The following is a 20,072-nucleotide window of genomic DNA, read 5'->3' as shown; positions in this document are numbered from 1 at the left end:
TGTCTCAGGACTTCGCGGAGAGCCGCCCATGCCGCATCGCGACAGCAGCAGCCGCACCTTGCGACGGTGACCTCACCGCACCTCGCGGCAACCCTCACCTCACCCCCCTTGACCAACCGGACTGCAGTCCGATAGTTTCTGATCGTCCGATTAACCGGACCATGGTCCGAATAGAGGAGTGCAAGGATGACCACACTCATCACCCGGGAAGAGCTCAAGGCGGCCATCGACGCCGGCGCGGTCACAGTCGTTGACGCGCTGGGCGGCGATTACTACGCGAAGCAGCACCTTCCCGGCGCGATCCCGCTGGTCGAGGCCGAGGTCGCCGGCCGTGCCGCAGAGCTGCTGCCCGACAAGGACGCCGCGATCGTCACCTACTGCAGCAACCCCGCCTGCACCAACAGCCAGGCGGTCGCCACCCGCCTGGAGCGGCTCGGCTACACCCGCGTCCGTAAGTACCGCGAGGGCATCGAGGACTGGGCCGCTGCTGGTCTTCCCCTGGAAGGATCGAGCATCGACTGACGGGCACGCCACCCGGCGCCGGACAGGGGCGATGGCCTCGCATCGCCCCTGTCCGGCCTCTTCCCTGCCTCAGAGCTTGGAGAAAATTCCGAGCTGTCACACTCAGCCGGGCTTCCTCGTCTCCCTGGCGATAGCGCTGAACTGGCGACGAAGGAGCCCGCTATATGCAAGCCATCACGGCACGAGACCGCCAGGCCGGTCTCACCGGCCTGACCCTCACGGACATGCCGTACCCGCAGGCCACCGTGCACGACGTCATCGTCCAGGTGCACGCCGCAGGTTTCACACCGGGGGAGCTCGACTGGCCCGCCACCTGGTACGACCGCGCCGGCCACGACCGGACCCCGAGCATCCCCGGCCACGAGCTCTCCGGCGTGGTCGCCGAACTGGGGCACGGGGCAACCGGCTTCAGCGTAGGTCAACGGGTGTTCGGCCTGGCCGACTTCACCCGCAACGGAGCATTCGCCGAGTACGTCGCGGTCGAGGCGCGCAACCTGGCACCGCTGCCGGCGGAGGTGGACCACACCACCGCTGCCGCGCTGCCGATTTCCGGGCTGACCGCCTGGCAGGGCATGGTCGATCACGGCCGCCTTGCTTCCGGCCAAACCGTGCTCATCCACGGCATCGCCGGTGCGGTCGGATCAATCGCCGCACAGCTGGCCCGCGAGGTCGGCGCCCGAGTGATCGGCACCGGCCGGTCGTCGGACCGCGAGCGGGCGGGTGAGCTGGGCGTCGACACCTTCCTCGACCTCGAGACCCAGGAGATGGAGGAGATCGGCGCGGTCGATCTCGTGTTCGACCTGATCGGCGGGGAGGTCCTCGATCGGTCGACTCCCCTGGTTCGATCCGGTGGCACCCTCGTCACCATCACGCAGCCGGATGTCCGGCTTGTCGACGGCCGATCTGTCTTCTTCGTCGTCGAACCCGATCGCTCCCGTCTCACCGACCTCGCCGACCGGGTACGTGCTGGGAAGCTGCACCCGCTGGTGAGCACTGTCCGGCCGCTGGCTGAAGCACCCATCACGCTCGCCCCAGGGACGCGCGCACGAGGCAAGACCATCATCCGTGTCCAGGAAAACTGATCAGGAGACCGGCGTGACTCGAATCCGTACGGCCGGTGCGCTGTTGGCCGGGACCGTGTTGGCGCTGGCCACGGGCTGTTCGTCCGCTGACCAGGACGCCTCCGCCACGATCCGGGCCGCCGCCACGACGATCTCGGCCCCGAACCCCGATCGTCCCGCTGAAGCGTTCAAGCCGCTGTTCCAGCAGGCCCTCCCGAACGTGGAAGGCAAGACGTTCACCTCGGCGATCGTCGACTTCCCAGCCGACGCGAAGGCGCTACCGCATCGGCACGGCGACGCGTTCGTGTACGCCCACGTCCTCGAGGGCTCCGTACGCAGCCAGGTCGCGGGCAGCCCCGCGCGCACGTACCACAAGGGCGAGAACTGGGTTGAGCAACCGGGTGCGCATCACATCCTCACCGAGAACGCCAGCGCAACCGAGGAAGCAAAGCTCCTGGTCGTCTTCATCTCCGACACCGGCGATGAACTCAAGAGCGACGACCACCACTCCTAGCAGCGACGACACTCCCGCATCAGATGACCGAACTGGAGGAATCATGACGAACGCCCACCGCACCAACATCGGTGAACAGCATCCAACCGCCTACAAGGCCCTCATCGCCTTGTCGATGGAAGCTGACAAGAACGCCGCGGCGGCGGGACTCGACCCGCTCCTGGTCGAGTTGATCCGGATCCGCGCCTCGCAGATCAACGGTTGTGCCTTCTGTCTGCGCATGCACACCCGCGAGGCGCTCAAGAAGGGCGAGAACCCCGACCGGATCGCCGTTCTGCCCGCATGGGCCGAGTCCGCCTATTTCTCCGAGCGTGACCGCGCCGCGCTCCGCCTGACTGAGGCAATCACGCTGGTGTCGGTCGGGCACGTCACCGACGAGGACTATGCTGCCGCCGCCGACGTGCTGACCTCGGATCAGATCTCGGCTGTCGCCTGGTTGACCACGGTGATGAACTCCTTCAACCGGGTCGCGATCACGAGCCGCTACCACGTCGGCGACTGATCGGAAGCGCCGGCCGATCGGATTGACCCGGACCTGCGCCTGGGCCCCGGTCGGCGGCGCGACGTGGCACAGCCTCATGGAGGCTTTCCGGCAGCCGATCGGCGCCGTCCCCTTTGACGCGTTCGGCTACGCCGACCCGCCTGGCCGAGCAGGTCTGCGCGAATGCATTGCTCGGTATCTGACTCGCGCTCGTGGATTCGGTTGGCTCGTGGTCCCGGACCACTCCGCGGCAAGGCGGGACGGCGGGCGCGTGTGCTCAGATCCCCGGCAGGCGTACGGCGATCATGGCGATGTCGTCCTTGTACGCCACGGGCAGCTGGAGCAGTCTGTCGCAGAAGTGGTCAAGAGGCTCACAAGCCAGCGTGGCGGAGCCGCGGCGGAGCCGTTCCAGCCCCACGTCGAGATGCTCTCCCGGCACTTCCACCAGGCCGTCGGTGTAGAGCAGCAGCGTGCTACGCGCGGGAAGCACCGCGACGGAGCTGCTGCGCGACACGTCGCAGCCGGTGCCCAGGAGGGGGTTGGCGGCGCCTTCGAGGAAGCGCGCCTCGCCCTCGTGGGTGACGAGCAGGGGCGGAGGGTGGCCGGCCACTGAGTAATGAAGCGACCAGCCGCCGCTGTCCGGAGCTTCCAGGTGGGCGAGGACGCAGGTCGCCGTGCCCTCGCCGTCCAGCAACTCGGTGGCGACGTCCACACGGCGCAGGATGTCACCGGGAGGCTCCTGGCGGTCCATCGCCAGCCCTCTGAGCATGTTGCGCAGCTGGCTCATCGTCACCGCCGCCGCCAGGTCGTGGCCGGCCACGTCGCCGATCGTCAGCACGGTGGAGCCGTCGGGCCGTACGAAGGAGTCGTACCAGTCGCCGCCGATCTCCGCCGAGCTGGCGCTGGCCCGGTAACGGGCGGCGATCTCCAGCCTCGGCACCCGCGGCGGGTCGGGGAGCAGGTAGTTCTGCAACGCCAGGGCCATGCACTGGGTGCGCTGGAACCGCATGGCGTTGCTGAGATGGACATGCGCGTGAGCCAGCATCCGGCCCATCAGATCGACATCATCCGGATCGAGCTTTTCGCGCTCCCCGTAGCGCCCGGCGGCGACCACCGCCGCCACCGCGCCGTCCACGATCACCGGCACCATGGCGACGCTGTTACCTTGCGCGCGGGCAAAATAGTTCTCGGCGCCCGGCGGTACGCTGCCCGGGAGCGGTTCTCCCTTGGGGAAGCCCCGCAGGATCGGGAGGCGGGTCCTGATCACCGTGACGAAGTCGCGCTCTTCGTCGATCGTCTGCGGGCCTACCTTCGGTGGGATGCCCGTCCGCGCGACGCTGATGAGGCGTTCGGCGACGAAGGGCAGCCGGATCGACTCGCACTCGAACTCCGGCAGCAGGAAGATGGCGCACACGTCGGCCAGCGCGGGCACGATCACGTCGGCCAGTGTGCGTAGCACCTCATCCAGGCTCCCGAGGTCGGCGGTGGCCGCGGCGGCGCGGTCGAGCAGTGCCCTGCGGCGTTCCTCCTGCCACTCCTGCTCGACGTCGGTGAAGGTGCCGACCCACTCGACCACCTCACCGCCCTCGACGACGGGTACGGCGCGTTCGCGAACATGCCGATAGGTGTCGTCAAGTGTCTTCACGCGGTAGACGTAGTCCCAGCGATCCAGCCGTTCGACGGCCTTGCGCCATGCGACCACGGTCGGTTCGCGGTCGTCGGGGTGCACGGCATCCAGCCAGCCGTTTTCGCGGGACTCCCACGGCTGCCCGGTGAACCGGTGCCAGCCGGGACACGGCTCGATCACCTCCCCCCTGGGATCGGACACCCATATCTCCTGCCCCTCCAGCTGGATCAGGCTCTGGTAGCGATGCAGGAACCTGTCCCGCTCCGCGGCGACGGAGGCGCCCAGCCGTGCGGACTCGGCCTGGTCCATGACCTCCACGGCCGTGATCATCACGCCGTACTCACCCTTCTCCGGTGAGATCCTCGACACGCCGGCCGAGATGTGACGCTTCCGTCCAGCCGGCCGGTGATCGCGGTACTCGAACGGGATCTCCTTCAGGCTGACGGCCTTTCCCGTTTCCCTGACCTGATCGAGCAGCGTGAAGAATCTCTCCTGGGTGATGTCGTGAAACGCTTCCCTCGCCGGGGATCCGAACGGGCGTTCTCCCACGATCTTCTGGTAGGCGTCGTTCATGTAGATCAGCCGATGATCGGCACCGCTGAACACCGCCACGCCCACCGGGGCGGGATCGAAGACGCCGAGCGGCAGGTCGCCGGCTCTTCTGGTGTGCTCGTCCTTCATCCGTGCCTTCCTGTCCACCAGCATCGGCGCACTGGTCGTCGATCTCCCCTGCTACGGGCCTGTGGCGTGCGCCGTGCACCTCGGGCGCGTCTGGGTGGCCGGTGTCCGGGCCCCGGCAGGGGAAGTGGGTTCGTGCGGGCTGCGTAGGACGGGCTACGGCCGCGGGTCGTCGACCCTGAGGTCGTCGCCGGTGTTGGAGATGAAGACGGCCAGGATCTTGGCCCGTTCGGTCCGGCTGGTGTTCTCGGCGAGGACGTAGGCGTGGACGGGCTGCTCCGAGGCGGAGTGGGCCGCCGCGGTCACCGTGGCGACGGCCGGCAGGGCACCGGCGATCGGCATTCCGATCATGCTTGGTCTCCCGTTCAGTCTTCTGCGACGGGGATGCTCGGCCTCATGGCTCGCACGAGGCCTTACCGGGGAGGGCGCCTGATCGCGCGGCACGTTCGCGCGCGGAGCTCATCGCGACACTCGTCGCGGCTCGTCGTCGCCCGGCCGGGGGAACGCAGCAGGTGGACGCGTGCCGTCCGGCACGATCGACCTCATCTGCTCACGAGCATTCCGTTGTCTGTCCCGTTGTGGTTCTCGTCAGGGAGACGAGGCAGCTTCTCGGAGTGTGACAGCTCAGAGGCGAGAAAGCTTGTCCGGGTTGATGACCCTGCGGTACGCGGTGATCAGGCCGTCGGTGATCTGCAGCGTGTCCACGGAGTAGACCTTGCCCTCCCGCTGGAACACCAGGGCGGGCTCGCCGCCGACCTCGACGAGGTCGATGCGGTCCGGACGCCACTGGCGGCCCACGCGCACCATCACCTCGGCGATGCGTACACCACCATGGATGGGTTTGCGCGCGGCGGCGGCCTTGTCGCCGCCATCGGTGACGTAGACGGCGTTCGGGTGCAGCAACCTGACCAGCCCATCCAGATCCCCGGCCTCGTAGGCGGCACGGAAGACCGCCAGCACACGTTCACGCTCCGCCTTTGACGCCTGCGGCGAGGACGGCTTCGCCGTGGCCACCCGCCGCCGTGCCCGCGAGGCCAGCTGCCGGGCACCCGGCACGGACACATCCAGCACCCGGGCGATCCGCCCGAACTCGAGACCGAAGACATCGTGCAGGACGAAGGCCACTCGCTCCGGCGGGCTCAACTCCTCCATGATCAGGAGCATGGCCGTGCCGACGGACTCGTCGACCAGGACTCGCTCGGACGCGTCCGGCCCCGTCAGCAGCGGCTCCGGCAGCCATGGCCCGACGTAGGTCTCACGGCGGCAACGGGCACTCTTGAGAATGTCGTACGACCGTCGTGCGGCCACCGTCACCAGCCAGGCCCGCAGATCATCGATCTCCCGCAGATCTGCTTCGGCCGCCCGTAGCCACACATCCTGGGTGACGTCCTCGGCATCGGCCACACTGCCCAGGAGCCGATAGGCCACGCCGAAGACCGCGGGCCTGTGGCTCTCCCAGTCGGCTCCGAGCACGTGCTCAGACCGGCCAGGCGCATGCCCGTCGCCCATACAGATCGCCGCCTCCTCTCGCGTACGGATCCAGCGTAGTCATCCGGGCCCGGGATCCACGCAGGCAGGGGCCGGGCGCCGGCAGCGAGGAAGGAGATGAAGATGTTGCACAGGGCGCCGTTGCGGCGGCTGGGCGTGTGCGCCCGGTGAGCGTCACCCTGGGTGGAACCCGGCCACGGTCGGCGGGTGGTGCCCACCCGGGCCACCGTAAAATATGGGAGCGCTCACGGGTACGGGGGGAAAGTCTGTGTTGATGGTGTTGCCGCCGTCGGAGGGGAAGGCGTGCGAGGGGAGCGGCCCGCCCGTGGGGTCGCTGTCGTTCCCCGCCCTCGACAGGCACCGCAAGCGCGTGATGAACGCGCTCGTCCGGGCCTCCAAGCGGCGCGACGCCCTCGGCGTGCTCGGCCTCACGCCCGGGCTGGCCGGTGAGCTGGCCAAGAACGCGGCGCTCAAGACCGCTCCCACCATGCCCGCCGCCGACCTCTACACCGGTGTCCTCTACGACAATCTCGGCCTCGGCACCCTTGAGGAGGAGTCGAGGAGGCGGGCTGAGGAGTCGGTGCTGATCTTCTCCGGCCTCTGGGGTGTGGTGCGGATCACCGACCACATCCCGCCCTACCGCCTCTCCATGGGCGTCAGCCTCCCGCCTCTCGGGGGGCTGGCCGCGTTCTGGCGACCGCTGATCGCCAAGGAGCTGGATCGGGTCGGCGGGCTGGTGGTGGATCTCCGTTCGGCCACGTACGCGGGTGCCTGGCAGGCCGGGGAGCGTTCGGTGACGGTCCGGGTGTTCAGGGACGGCAAGGTCGTCAGCCACATGGCCAAGGCGACCCGTGGCGAGATCGCCCGGGCCCTGCTGCGGCACGACGCCGCTCCCGGCAGCCCTGACGAGCTGGCCAAGACGTTGGATGCGCTGGGCTACACCGTCGACCTTGCCGAACCGGTCCGTGCCGGGCGGCCGTGGACCCTGGACGTCCACGTCACCGACCACTCCTCCTAGAGGGCGGGACCCGGCCGGGCGACCGTCCGTTGGATCCTGGCACGGCCCTGGGGGTCCGCCTCCGGCGCCTGGGACACGGGACGGCCCCAGGCGGCCTGGTCGCGATGAACGGCGTGGCTCCGCGGCGACGAGCGGAGTGACCAGGTCAGGCAAGGACGAGGCCGACCATCCCGCTGATCCACGCGAAGCACCCAGGAGACGCGTGCGCCCCGGGCGGCTCCGAGGAGCGCGCCCGGGGCGAACAAGCACCCGAGCACCCAGGCGACCGGGCGACCGGAGCACACGAACGGCCAAGGACCGGAAGACCGGCAACGCCCGGCACCTGTCCGGGCGTTCTGGAGGAGCCGGGCTCAGTCCAGGTAGTCCCGCAGCACCTGAGAGCGCGACGGGTGGCGCAGCTTGGACATGGTCTTCGACTCGATCTGCCGGATGCGCTCCCGCGTCACCCCGTAGACCTTGCCGATCTCGTCCAGCGTCTTGGGCTGCCCGTCGGTGAGCCCGAAGCGCATCGAGACGACGCCCGCCTCCCGCTCCGACAGCGTGTCGAGAACGGAGTGCAGCTGCTCCTGGAGCAGCGTGAAGCTGACGGCGTCGGCCGGGACGATGGCCTCGGAGTCTTCGATGAGGTCGCCGAACTCGCTGTCGCCCTCCTCGCCCAGCGGGGTGTGGAGGGAGATCGGCTCGCGGCCGTACTTCTGGACCTCGACGACCTTCTCGGGCGTCATGTCCAGCTCGCGGGCCAGCTCTTCCGGCGTGGGCTCGCGGCCGAGGTCCTGCAGCATCTGCCGCTGGACGCGGGCCAGCTTGTTGATCACTTCGACCATGTGGACCGGGATGCGGATGGTCCGCGCCTGGTCGGCCATGGCCCTGGTGATCGCCTGCCGGATCCACCACGTGGCGTAGGTGGAGAACTTGTAGCCCTTGGTGTAGTCGAACTTCTCGACGGCCCTGATCAGGCCGAGGTTGCCTTCCTGGATCAGGTCGAGGAAGAGCATGCCGCGGCCGGTGTAGCGCTTGGCCAGCGAGACCACGAGCCGGAGGTTGGCCTCCAGCAGGTGGTTCTTGGCGCGGCGGCCGTCCTCGGCGATCCACTCCAGCTCGGCCTTGACGTCGACCGGCAGCCCCTCGGTCTCGCCGCCGCCCAGCTGCTCCTCGGCGAACAGGCCCGCCTCGATGCGCTTGGCGAGCTCGACCTCCTGCTCGGCGTTGAGCAGGGGGACCTTGCCGATCTGCTTGAGGTAGTCCTTGACCGGGTCGGCGGTGGCGCCGGCGGCGGCGACCTGGGCGACCGGGGCGTCATCGTCGTCGTCGGAGAGGATGAGGACCTCGTCCTCGCTCTTCTCCTTCGCGGCGACCTCGGCGGCCTTGGCCTCCTCGTCGGGCTCCGATTCGGACTCGGAGTCGTCGGAGTCACCCTCGTCGGAGTCGCCCTCGGCGGTGATCTCGTCGTCCTCGACGTCGAGATCGTCGAGGTCTTCCAGCTCGACGTCGCCGTCGAGCTCGAGGTCCTCGTCGTCGTCCCCGTCGGCCCGCTCGGGTGCCTTCGGCTTGGTCTCGGCAGGCCCAGCGCTCTTGGACTCGGCCTTCTTGGCGGCGGCGGGAGCCGCGGCCTTCTTCGCCGCCGGAGCGGCCTTCTTGGCGGGGGCCGGCTTCTTGGCGGCCGGCTCGGCTTCGGCGGTGCCCACGACCGCGGTCACGGTCTCGGGCTGCTGCTCTTTGGCGGCCGCCGCCGTCTTGGTCTTGACGGGCGCGGCGGTCTGGCGCTTTGCTGATCCTCGAGACTTCTTCTTCGGCGCAGCCGAATCCGCGGCGGTCACCACCACGGTCACGCCCTCTTTGCTGAGGTTCCGCAAGAACGCGGCGGCGTGCGACATGGGGATGTCCGCCTCCTCGAAGGCCTGACGGACATCCTCAGACTCGAGGAAACCCTGCGAGCGCCCACGCTCGAGCAGTCGCTGAATGACGGGCTCGTTCAGCTCTTGTGGCTTCGAGCGAGTCGAACTTGCAGGCGACACGAACACCTCTCGAACGAACGCGTGGCGACAATGGACCCAGATGCCCGCTGGGGGGCTGTTGCCTCTCTCGGAGATCGGTGAGGCCGTGCGGACCGCGACGGACCTGCACAGCATTGTGGCACGACCCCGCACTCCATACGGCCACCTCCCGGCGGTTGACCTCCACCCTAGGCCGACCGAGACAGTAGTGCGTACGTAAGCGGGGCACTGATACCCGAAAGCAACCGTTATGACTGTTTCATTCAGTCACTCTTCGTGGCCGGCGGGACGTGAATTGCTAGCGCAGTAACGTCATCATCCTGTTCATATCCAGACAACATCCGGTCAACCAGGAAGTCCAGCAACATATGCGGACTACTTACGACCTCAGGCGGCGCTTCGGTCACAACACTGCAAATCTCTGCCAACCCGGCATCCAGTCCGCGCTTCCTGTTCTCCACGAGACCGTCGGAGTAGAGCACGGCTGTATGGCCGGGCGGCACCACGAACCGGAACTGCCTGCGGCTGGTGGGCCAGCCTAGCGGAGTGCCGGGCACGGCGTCGCACAGAATCGCCGTGCCCTGGGGCGAGACCAGTACGGGCGGCAGGTGGCCGGCCAGGGCCATCGTGCCCTCGCCCGTGACGGGCTCGACCACCATGTAGGCCAGCGTCGTGACCTGCTCCTCGTCCTCGGTGGCCTCGAAGACCCGGTCGAGGCCGGTGAGCACGGCCGCGGGCGGCGGGTTGGTCAGCGCCAGCGCCCGCATGGCGTTGCGGATGCGGCCCATGCCCGCCGCGGCCTTGACGCCTTTGCCCATGACGTCGCCGACGACCGCCGCGACACGCCCGTCCTGCAGCACGAAGGCGTCGTACCAGTCGCCGCCGACCTGGACGTGGCGGCTGCCGGAACGGAAGCGCTGGGCCAGCTCCAGGCCCTTGACCACGGGCAGGCGGTCGGGCAGCAGGCTGCGCTGGAGCGTCTCGGCGGTGCGGTGCTCGCGCTCGAACAGCGTGGCCCGCTCGACCGCCAGCGCGCACTGACCGGCCAGCGCCTCCAGGAAGACGCCGTCCTCCTGCGAGATCTTCTGCGGCCTGGTGAAGGAGAAGCGGAGCGCTCCCAGGGCGCGCCCGGCGGCCAGCAGCGGCAGGCCCACCCAGGCGCGCTCGTCGTCGTGGGTGAGGAAGCCCGCCAGGACCTCCTCGTCGTCGCCCGCCTCCAGCAGCTGGGCCTTCAGCGACTCGGGCGACTCGGCGAACACCGGCCGCCGGCTGTTGACGGCCATGGTCATCACGTTGGAGTGGGACAGCGGGATCTCGTCACCGGTGACCCCGGAGGCCTCCAGGATGCCCTCGCCGTTGATCAGCTTGAGCGCCGCCCGGTCGGAGTCGAGCAGCGCCACGGCCGAGCGGTCGGCGGCCAGGGCGGTGCGGCCGACGTCGATGATGACCTGCACCACCTGCTCGACCGTCAGGGCCTCGGCCAGCTGCGCCGTGGCGCCCTGGAGCCGGGCGGTGCGCAGGGCGGCGGCGCCGAGCTGGTCGGTCAGCCTGCCGCGCATCTCCTCGGCCTCGCGCTGCGGCGTGACGTCGGTGTTGGCGCCCACCCACTCGACGACCCTGCCGTGCCTGATGATCGGCACGGCCCGGACCTCGAAGTGGCGGTAGCCGCTGGCGCGGGTGCGCACGCGGTAGTTCCACTCGAACATGGTGCGGCCGCGCAGCGCCTCCTTCCAGGCCTCCTCGGTCTGCTGGCGCTCCTCCGGGTGGACGACCTCCAGCCAGCCGTTGGCGAGGTATTCCTCCAGGCCCTGGCCGGTGATGGCGCGCCACTGGGGCGCGTCCTCGACGACCGCGCCGGTGGGCGAGGTGATCCAGACCAGCTGCGACTGGGCCTCGACGAGCGAGCGGTAGCGCTCCTCGCTGCGGCGCAGCGCCTCCTCGGTCTGGCGGCTCTCGGTCACGTCGAGCCCGATCAGCGCGATCGCGCGCAGCTCGCCCGCCTCGTCGTGGACCGGCGAGAACGACAGCGACCAGTGCCTGGTGTCGCCCTCGGCCGAGCGCACGCGCACGCGCCCCTCGGTGACCGGGGCGTCGCTCTCGATGACGGCCTGCACCGCGTGGGTGATGACCTGGCTCAGGTCGGCGGCGAGCACCTCGACGGGCTGGCTGCCGGCCATCCGCTCGGCGGGCACGTTGACGACGTCGCTGAACACGTCGTTGACCCGCTGGATGCGGCCGTCGCCGTCGAAGAACGCGAAGGCGAACTCGGCCTCCGACAGCATGCCCTTGAGGAGGGCGGAGTCTGAGATGTCCACATCCGACTCCCGGGGACGGGGAACGGAGGTCTCGGCGCTCATGGTCGGCACCTCCGTCGCGTGCCAGGGTCTCCCACGCGGCACATCTCCATAACTGTGTATCGGCGTAGCGCAGCTCCGGGCGACCGGATTCTGCAGTACATCATCGGCGATGGGCAGGTGTGGACGGAAGCCCCCGCCGTGGCCCGGTCGCCTTTAGGGTCTACGCATCCTGTCAAAGTCGCTCCACGTTGCGCAGCAAGATCAGGTTACAGCGCCAGATTGCCGGGAGCCGAGTCCCGGCCCCAACTACGTGGCCGCGCGCTTGGCCTCCTGCTTGGCGGCCCGCACGCGGGCCAGGCTGTCGGCGTCGACCACGTCGGCGACCGACCGGTGTGATCCCTCCTCGCCGTACGGGCCCGCCGCCTCCCGCCAGCCTGGCGGCCGAACCCCCATTTGCTTGCCCAGCAATGCCAGAAAGATCTGGGCCTTCTGCTTGCCGTATCCCGGCAGGGCCATCAATCGTTTCAACAACTCTTTGCCGTCGGCGGCGTCGGCCCACATCCGCTCGGGGCGGCCGTCGTAGTGCTCGACGAGGTAGGCCGCGAGCTGCTGGACCCGGGCCGCCATGGACTTGGGGTAGCGGTGCACGGCCGGCTTGCCCGCCAGCAGGGCGGCGAACGCGTCGGGGTCGTAGGAGGCGATCTCGGCGGCGGTCAGGTCGTGCCCCAGCCGCTGGGAGATCGTGTATGGCCCCGTGAACGCCCACTCCATGGGGATCTGCTGGTCGAGGAGCATGCCGACGAGCAGGGCGAGGGGACTGCGGCCGAGGAGATCGTCTGCCTCGCTCCGCTGGGCGAGCTGGATGCGCATGGAGACAGCTTCGCACGGATGGGCGCCCGGTGACGTGAACCCGACCGTCGCGGAGCCTTGACAGTCGCCGGATAAAAGGTGAAATGAGAGCGCAAGTCGCCCTGCAGACATTCCTGGGGGTTTGCCCCCGGGTCCCCAGAGGAATCTCACTCCTATGCTCGCTCTGGCCACAAGGTTCCTGCGGGAGCCGGTCAGTCTCAGGCTGGCCGAAGAGTTCCTGACCGTGCCCGTGGACACGATCGACCGCTGCGTGGCCGACGTGTGCGCGTGCGCACGGCATCTCGGCGTCTCGGCGACGCCGGAGATCGTGGAGCGCATCGCCCGCGAGCGCCTGCTCGCGATCGTCAACTCAGCTCCGCCGCCGCGAAGTTCCCGCTGAGACAAAGAAAGGCCCGGAAGTCCGGATAAGTGCCGTCCAGAACTCCCCTATAACATCGGGGTCACCAGGCCGAGTTCCTCGCACCGTTTGAGCCTGGAATACGAGAGAGTGAAGGTGTGCGCCGACACCGACGAGATCCCCGGGAGAGCAGCCCGCCAGACGACGTGTTCAAGGAGATGGTGCAGGCGGCCCGCGAGCTGCTCGCCGTACGCACCCCGCTGGACGCGGAGCTGATGGTATCCGACATGATCGGCGCCTGGTGGGGCAGACGGGTCAGGGGCGGCGACGTCGAGCAGGTGCTCGGCGAGGGGCTGGTCGACTACGCGGCCAAGGCCGGCACCCCCGCCTCGCTGACGCTGCTGATCTGCCTGGCCTATCTCGGCACGGCCCGCCAGGGCGCCAAGGCCGAGGGCGCGGCGCTGGCGATGATGGAGTCGGGGGTGGCCAGGCCGGGCTGGGCCGACCGGGTGGGCGCGGTCAAGCCGACCGGCTGCTATGTCTCCCGCGACGCGTACGGCGACCAGGACACCGTGATCTGCACCTTCGCCTACCGGCACAACGACGACGCGCTCCCGGTGGACCGGCACGCGCTCGTGCTGGTCGTCGACTACAACATGAGCGGCATGGCCCGCGACGCCTGGGTGTCCTCGCAGGTCGACAAGTTGCTGGAGCAGGCCAGGGCCGAGGCGGCGGGCAACCCGCTGCTGGTGTTCTCGGAGATCGAGCCCGACCAGGCCAGGGCGCTGCTGGAGTCGGCCATGAAGGCCACGCGCGAGCCGAAGACGCCGCCGCCGGTCAGCGACAGCTACAGCGCCTACCACGCCTTCGCGCGGGCGCGGCTCAAGGCGCTGCCGCCGGGGCGCAAGAGGCCGGCGCCGCTGCACACCGAGGCCCCGTACAGCAGGGAGCGGCGGGCCATGCTGGCGGCGGAGTTCCTGGCCTCCGACGCGGCCGAGCACCTGTCCGACCCGTCGGCGGCCTCGCGCTGCGCCGACCACATCATCGACTACGGCTGCGACCAGGACTTCAACCGCCCGCTCCGGGTCAGCCCGACCAAGTGCCAGACGTTCCTGCTCGACTGGCTGCCGCGCAAGGTGATGCTGAGCGTGGCGGAGCAGGAGGCGATGCCGCACGTGATGTCGGCATGGGTGCGCTTCGCCGCCACCCGTACGGGCCTGCCGGAGCAGGGCCTCAAGGCGACGCTCGACGCGGTGTGGGAGGCGATCGGCAAGTTCCCCGAGGCCTACCGCGACCCGACGTCGTTCGGCCTGGACCGGCCGCTGCTGGAGCGGCTGCTGCCGGACGGCGACCTGTCGGCGCTGGCCAGGCGGGCCTTCGCGTTCCCGTTCCTGCAGGGCTCCCACAACGGCATCGACCTCGACCTGCTCAACCCGGCCGACGAGGCCGACCGGCGCACGCTGCTGGAGATCGACCACGGCGGCACGATCGACCAGGAGCACCTGGCCTGGCACGAGGAGATCGCCACCCGGCTGTGGGAGGGCGACCCGCCCCAGTTGTGGGAGGCCGCGCAGCGCCTGCTCGACCTCGGCCACGACCGCCACGACGTGCTGCACGTGCTGATCGAGATCGCCGAGCGGATCGGCGGCGACCCGGAGGAGCTGGCCGCCGCCCTCGACGACATCGCCGACATTCCGGATGAGATCTAGGTACGCCCGCCCCCGCCGGCTCTCGACCACCGGGATAGGCCCACCGGGGCGGGCGAGGGAAAGATAGCCTCTACTGCCATGGTGATCGACCTCAACGCGGACCTGGGCGAGGGCTTCGGGATCTGGCGGCTCGGCGACGACCTCGCGCTGCTCGACGTCGTCACGAGCGCCAACGTGGCCTGCGGCTTCCACGCGGGCGACCCGGTGACCATCAGGCGCACGTGCGCGGCGGCCGTCGACCGCGGGGTGACGATCGGGGCGCAGGTGTCCTACCGCGACCTGGCGCACTTCGGCCGCAGGGAGATGGACGTCGAGCCGGAGGAGCTGTGCGCCGAGGTGCTCTACCAGATCGCGGCCGTCGACGGCGTGGCCAGGGCGATGGGCGGCCGGGTCTCCTACGTCAAGCCGCACGGCGCGCTCTACAACCGGATCTGCCGCGACGAGACGCAGGCGGCGGCGGTGATCGACGCGGTGGCCGACTACGACCCGTCGCTGCCGGTGCTGACGCTGCCGGGGTCGGCGGTGCACGCGGTGGCGGCGGCCGAGGGCGTCCCGACGGTGTGCGAGGCGTTCGCCGACCGCGCCTACACCCCCGCGGGGACGCTGGTGCCGCGCAGGGAGCCGGGCGCCGTCATCCACGACGCCGGCGCGGTGACCGCCAGGGCCCGCCAGATGGCCGTGGAGGGCTCTGTGACGGCCGTGGACGGAAGTTCGGTGCCGATCGCGGCCCGTTCCATCTGCGTCCACGGCGACACGCCTGACGCGGTCAGGCTGGCGCGGGGGGTGCGGGACACGTTGCTGGCGGCGGGAGTGGTCCTGCAGGCGTTCGCGTGATCCGCCCGGCCGGTGAGCACGGGCTGCTCGTGGAGACCGGCTCGCTGGAGCTGTCGCACCGGCTGGACGCGGCGCTGCGGGCCGAGCGGCCCGCCGGGGTGGTCGAGATCGTGCCGGGTCCCGAGACCGTGCTCGTCGTGGCTCCGGGCGCCGACCAGGGACGGCTGCGCGCCCTGCTGGCGGACGTCGTCGCGCGCGAGCGCGGCAGGGGCGGAGCGCGTACGGCCGAGGGCGAGGTCGTGACGATCCCCGTCGTCTATGACGGCGCGGACCTCGGTTCCGTGGCGGTGCTGGCCGGCATCACGGTGGACGAGGTGGTCTCCCGGCACGCGGGGCGCGAGCTGGTGGTGGGCTGGCTGGGGTTCGCCCCGGGCTTCGCCTATCTGACCGGGCTCGATCCGGCGCTGCGCATGCCCAGGCTGGACACGCCGCGCACGTCGGTGCCCGCCGGGTCGGTGGCGGTGGCGGGGCCGTACTCCGCGGTGTATCCGAGCGCCTCGCCGGGCGGGTGGCGGCTGCTGGGGCGCACGTCCGTGCGGGTGTGGGACGCGGCGGGCGACCCGCCGTCCCTGTTCAGGCCGGGCATGCGCGTACGGTTCGTACCGGCATGATCGAGGTGCTGGCGCCCGGTCCGTACGCGACCGTCCAGGACCTGGGGCGGCCCGGACTGGCCCACCTGGGGGTGCCCCGGTCGGGAGCGGCCGACGCGCCGAGCCTGCGGCTGGCCAACCGGCTGGTGGGCAACCCGGAGAGGCTGGCGGGGATCGAGCTGACGTTCGGCATGGCGCGGCTGCTGTTCCACGACGGGGCCTGGGCCGCGCTCACGGGCGCGCCGGTGGACGGCCCCGCGGGCATGGGGGCGCCGTTCTGGATGCCGCCGGGGTCGGAGCTGCGGCTCGGGACGCCCGCCTGGGGGCTGCGCACCTACCTGGCCGTGCGCGGCGGGATCGCGGTCGAGCCGGTGCTCGGCAGCCGCTCCACCGACTCGCTGTCGGGGCTCGGGCCCGAGCCGCTGCGGGCGGGCACGCTGCTCCCGGTCGGGAGGCCGGAGGGCGAGATCCGCGCCGACCTGGCGCCGCCGCCCGGGCCCCGGCCCGCCGTGCTGCGGGTGACGCCGGGGCCGCGTGACGACTGGTTCGCGGCGGGCGCTCTGGACGTGCTGTGCGCGCGGCCGTACTCCGTGAGCCAGGACAGCAACCGCGTCGGGGTACGCCTGCGCGGCGCCGAGCTGGTCAGGGCCAGGCAGGGCGAGCTGCCGAGCGAGGGCGTGGTGACGGGCGCGATCCAGGTGCCGCCGAGCGGGCAGCCGATCGTCTTCCTGGCCGACCACCCGCCGACCGGCGGCTACCCGGTGATCGGCGTCGTGCGCGAGGCGGACCTGCCGGTCGCCGCCCAGCTCAGGCCGGGCGACGAGGTGCGGTTCACAGTGCGACCCGCCCGCTGACGCAGGTCACGACCGAGCCGCCGACCCACACGGCGCCCTGCTCGTCCGTGGAGATGCGCACCCGGCCCGAGCGGCCGAGCACCGTGCCCTGGCTCGCCACGTACGGGGCCGCGGCGCGGCCGGTGCGCAGCAGCCACTGCGCCATGGAGGCGTTGAGGCTGCCCGTCACGGGGTCCTCGATGGTGGAGCCGTGCGCGTGGGTGAACGCCCGCACCTCGAAGGCGTGCGGCGACCCCTCCGGATGCGGGCCGGCCACACCCACCTTGCAGGGGACGAGGCCGGGGCGCAGCGCGAGCACGGCGTCGGCGTCGGCCAGCAGCACCGCCACCCAGCCGGGGCCGTTGTCGGCCCACTCGGCGTCCACGATGTCGGCGCGCCTGATCCCCAGCGCCCCGGCGATCCGATCGAGGAGCGGCTCCTCCACGGGCCCCGACCTCACCAGCGGCGGCGCCTGGAAGGCCAGCCCGTCGCCCGTCCTGCGGACGCGTACCGGCCCGGCCGCGCACTCCTGCACGATCTCGTCCGCGTCGCGCGGCGCTCCCCCGGCCTCCAGCCAGGCGTGGCAGGTGCCCAGGGTCGGGTGACCGGCGAACGGCAGCTCGGCGGACGCGGTGAAGATCCGCACCCGGTAATCGGCCTCGGGCGTGGTGGGGGGCAGCAGGAAGGTGGTCTCGGCCAGGTTGGTCCACGCGGCGAACCGCTGCATCTCCTCGGCCGTCAGTCCCTCGCCGTCGAGCACGACCGCGAGCGCGTTTCCGTAGTAGGGGGTGGCGGTGAAGACGTCCACCTCGGTGAAGGGGCGCAACATGCCCGCCAGTCTGGCAGACGGCCCTCACCTCACGCGCTGCGGTCTCAGCCGGAGGTGGAGCGGCGGGTGCGGGGCTGCGGCTTCTTGCGGCCCGCCACCAGCGTGTCGCCGGGGGCCGGGGCCGGGTCCTCCGCGCCGGTGGCGTCGCCCTTGGCGCGCGGCCGTGGGTGCGGGGCCGTGTCGTCGCCGGCCTTCGAGGCGGGCTCGGCCTTCGCGTCGGAGGCCGCCTTCGCGTCGGGGGCCGGAGGTTTCTCGGGCTCGCGGAACGAGGCGATGACGCGGTCGGCCTCCGTGTCGGCGGCGAACTCGCTCGCCGCCTCCGACTCCCTCCGCCGGATCACCACCATGTGGTCCACCGACACCCGTCCCGCGCCGACCACGGCGAGCAGGAGCGAGGCGGCTCCGAGGAGGATGAGCTCGTTGAGGCTGATCGGGTTGAGCGGCGGCGCGACGAGGAAGACCGCAAGCGCCTCGGCGAAGAGCACGAGGCCGGTGATCGCGACGGCCAGGCCGGCGATGAGGAGCGCGCCGCCGATGAGCTCGGCGAGCATGGTGAACGTGGCCCACGCGCCGGGGGCGGGGGCGCCCTGCTCGAGGAACTTCGCCCCGGTGGCCTTCAGCCCGTCTTCCAGCTTCGTCCAGCCGTTGGCGAAGAAGATGCCGCCCACGCCGACCCGGGCGACTAACGCGGCAAGATCACGCAGGGCCTGTTTCACGGTAGTTGTCTGCCCTAATCGGGACACGGCACACCTCAATCACGGCTGAGCAGCATGGCCACCGCGATGGCGGTCAGGCTGAGCAGGACGACACTGACGACCACGGTCGTGTGCAGGGCGTTGACGAAGGCCCAGCGGGCGGCGTCCATGAGCGCGCCTCCCGCGCTGCCGCCGACCTCGTGGGCGACGTGCGCGGCCGACGCGAGGGACTGGCGGGCCTCGTTCATCTCGCCCGCGGGCACGCCGGGCACGGCGGGCAGCGCCGGGGCGTACACGATCGTGGTGATCGTGCCGAGCACTGCCACGCCGAGCCCGGCACCCAGCTCGTACGCGGTCTCCTCGATGGCCGCGGCCCCGCCCGCCTGGGTCTCCGACGCCGAGGACATGATCGTGTCGGAGGCGGCGAGCAGCGCCACCTGCACCCCGAACCCGATGCCCACGAAGCAGAGCGCGAGCATCACGGGATGGCCTTCGACGCCCCAGCCCAGGGTGGGGGTCAGGGACAGCGCGACGAGCCCGAGCCCGCCGCTCATCGTGGCCCGCATGCCGATCCTGGGCAGGATGTGGGCGGCGGCGAGCCCGCCGGTGATGGCCGAGACGACCAGCGGCAGCATCCTGATCGCGGCGCGCAGCGGGCTGTCGCCGAGCACGAGCTGGAGGTACTGGGCGAGCATGAGCTGCAGGCCCACCAGCGAGAACACGCCGAGCAGCACGCCCGCCACGCCGGTCGCGAACTCGCGCCGCCTGAACAGCCCGATCTCCAGCAGCGGCACGCGCAGCCGCCGCTGGCGGCGGACGAAGGCGCCCAGCAGGCCGAGCCCGCCCAGGAACACCAGCACCGACGCCCACAGCGGCATGAGGGTGCCCGCGCCGGCCTCCTTCAGCCCGAACGCCAGCGCCAGGATGCCGAATACCGACAGCACGGCGCTCCGGCCGTCCCACGGGCGGTCCTTGCGCACGGGAGAGTCGGGGAGCAGGCGGACCGCGGCGGGCAGCAGGGCCAGCAGGATCGGCACGTTGATCAGGAAGACGGCGGGCCACCAGATGCCGACGAGGACCCCGCCGATGAGCGGGCCGACCGCGGCTCCGGCCGCCGCGACCGCGCTCCAGACGCCCAGCGCGATGGCGCGCTCGCGCCTGTCGGTGAACACCTGGCGGATCAGCGAGAGCGTGGCCGGCATGATCATGGCGCCGCCGACGCCCAGCAGCGCCCTGGCCCCGATGAGGGCCGTCGGTGTGGGGGCTAGCGCGGCCCCGGCCGAGGCCAGGCCGAACAGCACGTAGCCGCACAGGACCAGCCGTTTTCGCCCGTACCGGTCGCCGAGCGTGCCGAACACGATCAGCAGCGGCGCGACCACCAGGGAGTAGACGTCGATGATCCACAGCAGCTGCACCGCGGAGGGATCGAGCGCGGCCGTCAGCGCGGGCACCGCGATGTGCAGCACCGTCGCGTCGATGGTGATCAGCAGCAGGCTCACGCACAGCAGCACGAGAATGGACCAGCGGCGGTCCCGCTGCTCCCGATCGGCATTCTTCCGGACGGGCGCGGCCTGCGTGACGGTCATGGGCCTCCTTGCAGGCCGATCCGTCGACAGGGCCCGCACGTGCTCTTGGGTCGGTGGTGCGGGAAGCTCCGCTCGACGCGCACTGCTCCTGGGCTGGTCAGCCGCGACT

General features: G+C 70.8%; 19 protein-coding genes. 10 read left to right on the top strand and 9 right to left on the bottom strand.

The genetic code is table 11. From position 1 onward, the window contains the following. Positions 1-186 precede the first annotated feature (186 nt). From FH608_RS40315 to FH608_RS40300, 4 genes are all read left to right on the top strand, one after another. The gene (locus tag FH608_RS40315) at positions 187-522 is read left to right on the top strand and encodes a rhodanese-like domain-containing protein (protein WP_139635674.1); all 336 of its coding nucleotides are present in this window, start codon (positions 187-189) and stop codon (positions 520-522) included. 164 nt (positions 523-686) lie between these two features. Then, entirely contained in the window at positions 687-1,604 is a 918-nt protein-coding gene (locus FH608_RS40310; protein WP_139635673.1) for an NADP-dependent oxidoreductase, read from the top strand. A gap of 13 nt (positions 1,605-1,617) precedes the next feature. Beyond that, a complete protein-coding gene (locus FH608_RS40305; protein ID WP_139635672.1) occupies positions 1,618-2,097 on the top strand; it encodes a cupin domain-containing protein in 480 nt (159 codons plus the stop codon). 43 nt (positions 2,098-2,140) lie between these two features. After that, positions 2,141-2,599 (top strand): carboxymuconolactone decarboxylase family protein, encoded by a 459-nt coding sequence (locus FH608_RS40300; RefSeq protein WP_139635671.1) that lies wholly within the window; start codon positions 2,141-2,143, stop codon positions 2,597-2,599. Between the two features lie 256 nt (positions 2,600-2,855). On the opposite strand, the gene FH608_RS40295 is transcribed toward FH608_RS40300, so the two are convergent. From FH608_RS40295 to sigJ, 3 genes are all read right to left on the bottom strand, one after another. Further along, positions 2,856-4,886 (bottom strand): SpoIIE family protein phosphatase, encoded by a 2,031-nt coding sequence (locus FH608_RS40295; RefSeq protein WP_139635670.1) that lies wholly within the window; start codon positions 4,884-4,886, stop codon positions 2,856-2,858. Between the two features lie 153 nt (positions 4,887-5,039). Continuing rightward, positions 5,040-5,234 (bottom strand): cupin domain-containing protein, encoded by a 195-nt coding sequence (locus FH608_RS40290; protein ID WP_139635669.1) that lies wholly within the window; start codon positions 5,232-5,234, stop codon positions 5,040-5,042. Between the two features lie 273 nt (positions 5,235-5,507). Further along, positions 5,508-6,392, bottom strand: coding sequence for an RNA polymerase sigma factor SigJ (gene sigJ / locus FH608_RS40285; protein WP_139635668.1), 885 nt, complete (start codon positions 6,390-6,392; stop codon positions 5,508-5,510). 247 nt (positions 6,393-6,639) lie between these two features. On the opposite strand from sigJ, the gene FH608_RS40280 reads away from it, so the two are divergent. Further along, a complete protein-coding gene (locus FH608_RS40280; RefSeq protein WP_139635667.1) occupies positions 6,640-7,389 on the top strand; it encodes a YaaA family protein in 750 nt (249 codons plus the stop codon). A 350-nt stretch (positions 7,390-7,739) separates the two neighbouring features. On the opposite strand, the gene FH608_RS40275 is transcribed toward FH608_RS40280, so the two are convergent. The 3 genes from FH608_RS40275 to FH608_RS40265 form a co-directional block, all read right to left on the bottom strand. Further along, positions 7,740-9,404: an RNA polymerase sigma factor gene (locus tag FH608_RS40275; RefSeq protein WP_139635666.1), complete on the bottom strand. Its 1,665-nt coding sequence runs from the start codon at positions 9,402-9,404 to the stop codon at positions 7,740-7,742. 242 nt (positions 9,405-9,646) lie between these two features. After that, on the bottom strand, positions 9,647-11,740 hold the full coding sequence (locus FH608_RS40270) for a SpoIIE family protein phosphatase (protein ID WP_139635665.1): 2,094 nt from the start codon (positions 11,738-11,740) through the stop codon (positions 9,647-9,649). A 246-nt stretch (positions 11,741-11,986) separates the two neighbouring features. After that, positions 11,987-12,550, bottom strand: coding sequence for an HhH-GPD-type base excision DNA repair protein (locus FH608_RS40265; protein ID WP_139635664.1), 564 nt, complete (start codon positions 12,548-12,550; stop codon positions 11,987-11,989). Between the two features lie 154 nt (positions 12,551-12,704). Between FH608_RS40265 and FH608_RS40260 the strand changes: the two genes are divergently transcribed. The 5 genes from FH608_RS40260 to FH608_RS40240 all read left to right on the top strand — a co-directional run bounded on the left by FH608_RS40260 (position 12,705) and on the right by FH608_RS40240 (position 16,874). After that, on the top strand, positions 12,705-12,929 hold the full coding sequence (locus FH608_RS40260) for a hypothetical protein (protein WP_139635663.1): 225 nt from the start codon (positions 12,705-12,707) through the stop codon (positions 12,927-12,929). A gap of 176 nt (positions 12,930-13,105) precedes the next feature. After that, positions 13,106-14,596 carry a hypothetical protein gene (locus FH608_RS40255; RefSeq protein WP_226900335.1) on the top strand — a complete coding sequence of 497 codons (1,491 nt, stop codon included), beginning with the start codon at positions 13,106-13,108 and terminating at the stop codon, positions 14,594-14,596. 78 nt (positions 14,597-14,674) lie between these two features. Beyond that, on the top strand, positions 14,675-15,430 hold the full coding sequence (locus FH608_RS40250) for a LamB/YcsF family protein (protein ID WP_139635661.1): 756 nt from the start codon (positions 14,675-14,677) through the stop codon (positions 15,428-15,430). After that, positions 15,427-16,041 (top strand): 5-oxoprolinase subunit B family protein, encoded by a 615-nt coding sequence (locus tag FH608_RS40245; protein ID WP_139635660.1) that lies wholly within the window; start codon positions 15,427-15,429, stop codon positions 16,039-16,041. The genes FH608_RS40250 and FH608_RS40245 overlap by 4 nt, the downstream gene beginning before the upstream one ends. Continuing rightward, positions 16,038-16,874, top strand: coding sequence for a 5-oxoprolinase subunit C family protein (locus FH608_RS40240; RefSeq protein ID WP_139635659.1), 837 nt, complete (start codon positions 16,038-16,040; stop codon positions 16,872-16,874). Before FH608_RS40245 ends, FH608_RS40240 begins: the two co-directional genes overlap by 4 nt. Here the strand turns inward: FH608_RS40240 and FH608_RS40235 are convergent. The 3 genes from FH608_RS40235 to FH608_RS40225 are packed head-to-tail and all read right to left on the bottom strand — an operon-like array spanning position 16,852 to position 19,963. Beyond that, complete coding sequence (locus FH608_RS40235) at positions 16,852-17,682, bottom strand: PhzF family phenazine biosynthesis protein (RefSeq protein ID WP_139635658.1); 831 nt, start codon at positions 17,680-17,682, stop codon at positions 16,852-16,854. The two genes, FH608_RS40240 and FH608_RS40235, sit on opposite strands and share 23 nt — an antisense overlap. Before the next feature lie 44 nt (positions 17,683-17,726). Continuing rightward, positions 17,727-18,398, bottom strand: coding sequence for a DoxX family protein (locus tag FH608_RS40230; protein WP_193318896.1), 672 nt, complete (start codon positions 18,396-18,398; stop codon positions 17,727-17,729). Positions 18,399-18,433: 35 nt separating this feature from the next. Continuing rightward, positions 18,434-19,963: an MFS transporter gene (locus FH608_RS40225; RefSeq protein WP_139635656.1), complete on the bottom strand. Its 1,530-nt coding sequence runs from the start codon at positions 19,961-19,963 to the stop codon at positions 18,434-18,436. Positions 19,964-20,072: the final 109 nt, after the last annotated feature.

The organism is Nonomuraea phyllanthi (assembly GCF_006334985.2).
Classification (GTDB): Bacteria; Actinomycetota; Actinomycetes; order Streptosporangiales; family Streptosporangiaceae; genus Nonomuraea; species Nonomuraea phyllanthi.
Note: the sequence above shows the minus strand (reverse complement) of the source record. Positions and strands in the feature narration are given on the sequence as shown.

What these genes read in the sequence shown, in the direction of transcription:
- FH608_RS40315 (WP_139635674.1), top strand. Translation starts at nt 187, where the DNA reads ATGACCACACTCATCACCCGGGAAGAGCTCAAGGCGGCCATCGACGCC.
- FH608_RS40310 (WP_139635673.1), top strand. Translation starts at nt 687, where the DNA reads ATGCAAGCCATCACGGCACGAGACCGCCAGGCCGGTCTCACCGGCCTG.
- FH608_RS40300 (WP_139635671.1), top strand. Translation starts at nt 2,141, where the DNA reads ATGACGAACGCCCACCGCACCAACATCGGTGAACAGCATCCAACCGCC.
- FH608_RS40295 (WP_139635670.1), bottom strand. Translation starts at nt 4,886, where the DNA reads ATGAAGGACGAGCACACCAGAAGAGCCGGCGACCTGCCGCTCGGCGTC.
- FH608_RS40290 (WP_139635669.1), bottom strand. Translation starts at nt 5,234, where the DNA reads ATGATCGGAATGCCGATCGCCGGTGCCCTGCCGGCCGTCGCCACGGTG.
- sigJ (WP_139635668.1), bottom strand. Translation starts at nt 6,392, where the DNA reads ATGGGCGACGGGCATGCGCCTGGCCGGTCTGAGCACGTGCTCGGAGCC.
- FH608_RS40270 (WP_139635665.1), bottom strand. Translation starts at nt 11,740, where the DNA reads ATGAGCGCCGAGACCTCCGTTCCCCGTCCCCGGGAGTCGGATGTGGAC.
- FH608_RS40265 (WP_139635664.1), bottom strand. Translation starts at nt 12,550, where the DNA reads ATGCGCATCCAGCTCGCCCAGCGGAGCGAGGCAGACGATCTCCTCGGC.
- FH608_RS40260 (WP_139635663.1), top strand. Translation starts at nt 12,705, where the DNA reads ATGCTCGCTCTGGCCACAAGGTTCCTGCGGGAGCCGGTCAGTCTCAGG.
- FH608_RS40255 (WP_226900335.1), top strand. Translation starts at nt 13,106, where the DNA reads ATGGTGCAGGCGGCCCGCGAGCTGCTCGCCGTACGCACCCCGCTGGAC.
- FH608_RS40250 (WP_139635661.1), top strand. Translation starts at nt 14,675, where the DNA reads ATGGTGATCGACCTCAACGCGGACCTGGGCGAGGGCTTCGGGATCTGG.
- FH608_RS40240 (WP_139635659.1), top strand. Translation starts at nt 16,038, where the DNA reads ATGATCGAGGTGCTGGCGCCCGGTCCGTACGCGACCGTCCAGGACCTG.
- FH608_RS40235 (WP_139635658.1), bottom strand. Translation starts at nt 17,682, where the DNA reads ATGTTGCGCCCCTTCACCGAGGTGGACGTCTTCACCGCCACCCCCTAC.
- FH608_RS40225 (WP_139635656.1), bottom strand. Translation starts at nt 19,963, where the DNA reads ATGACCGTCACGCAGGCCGCGCCCGTCCGGAAGAATGCCGATCGGGAG.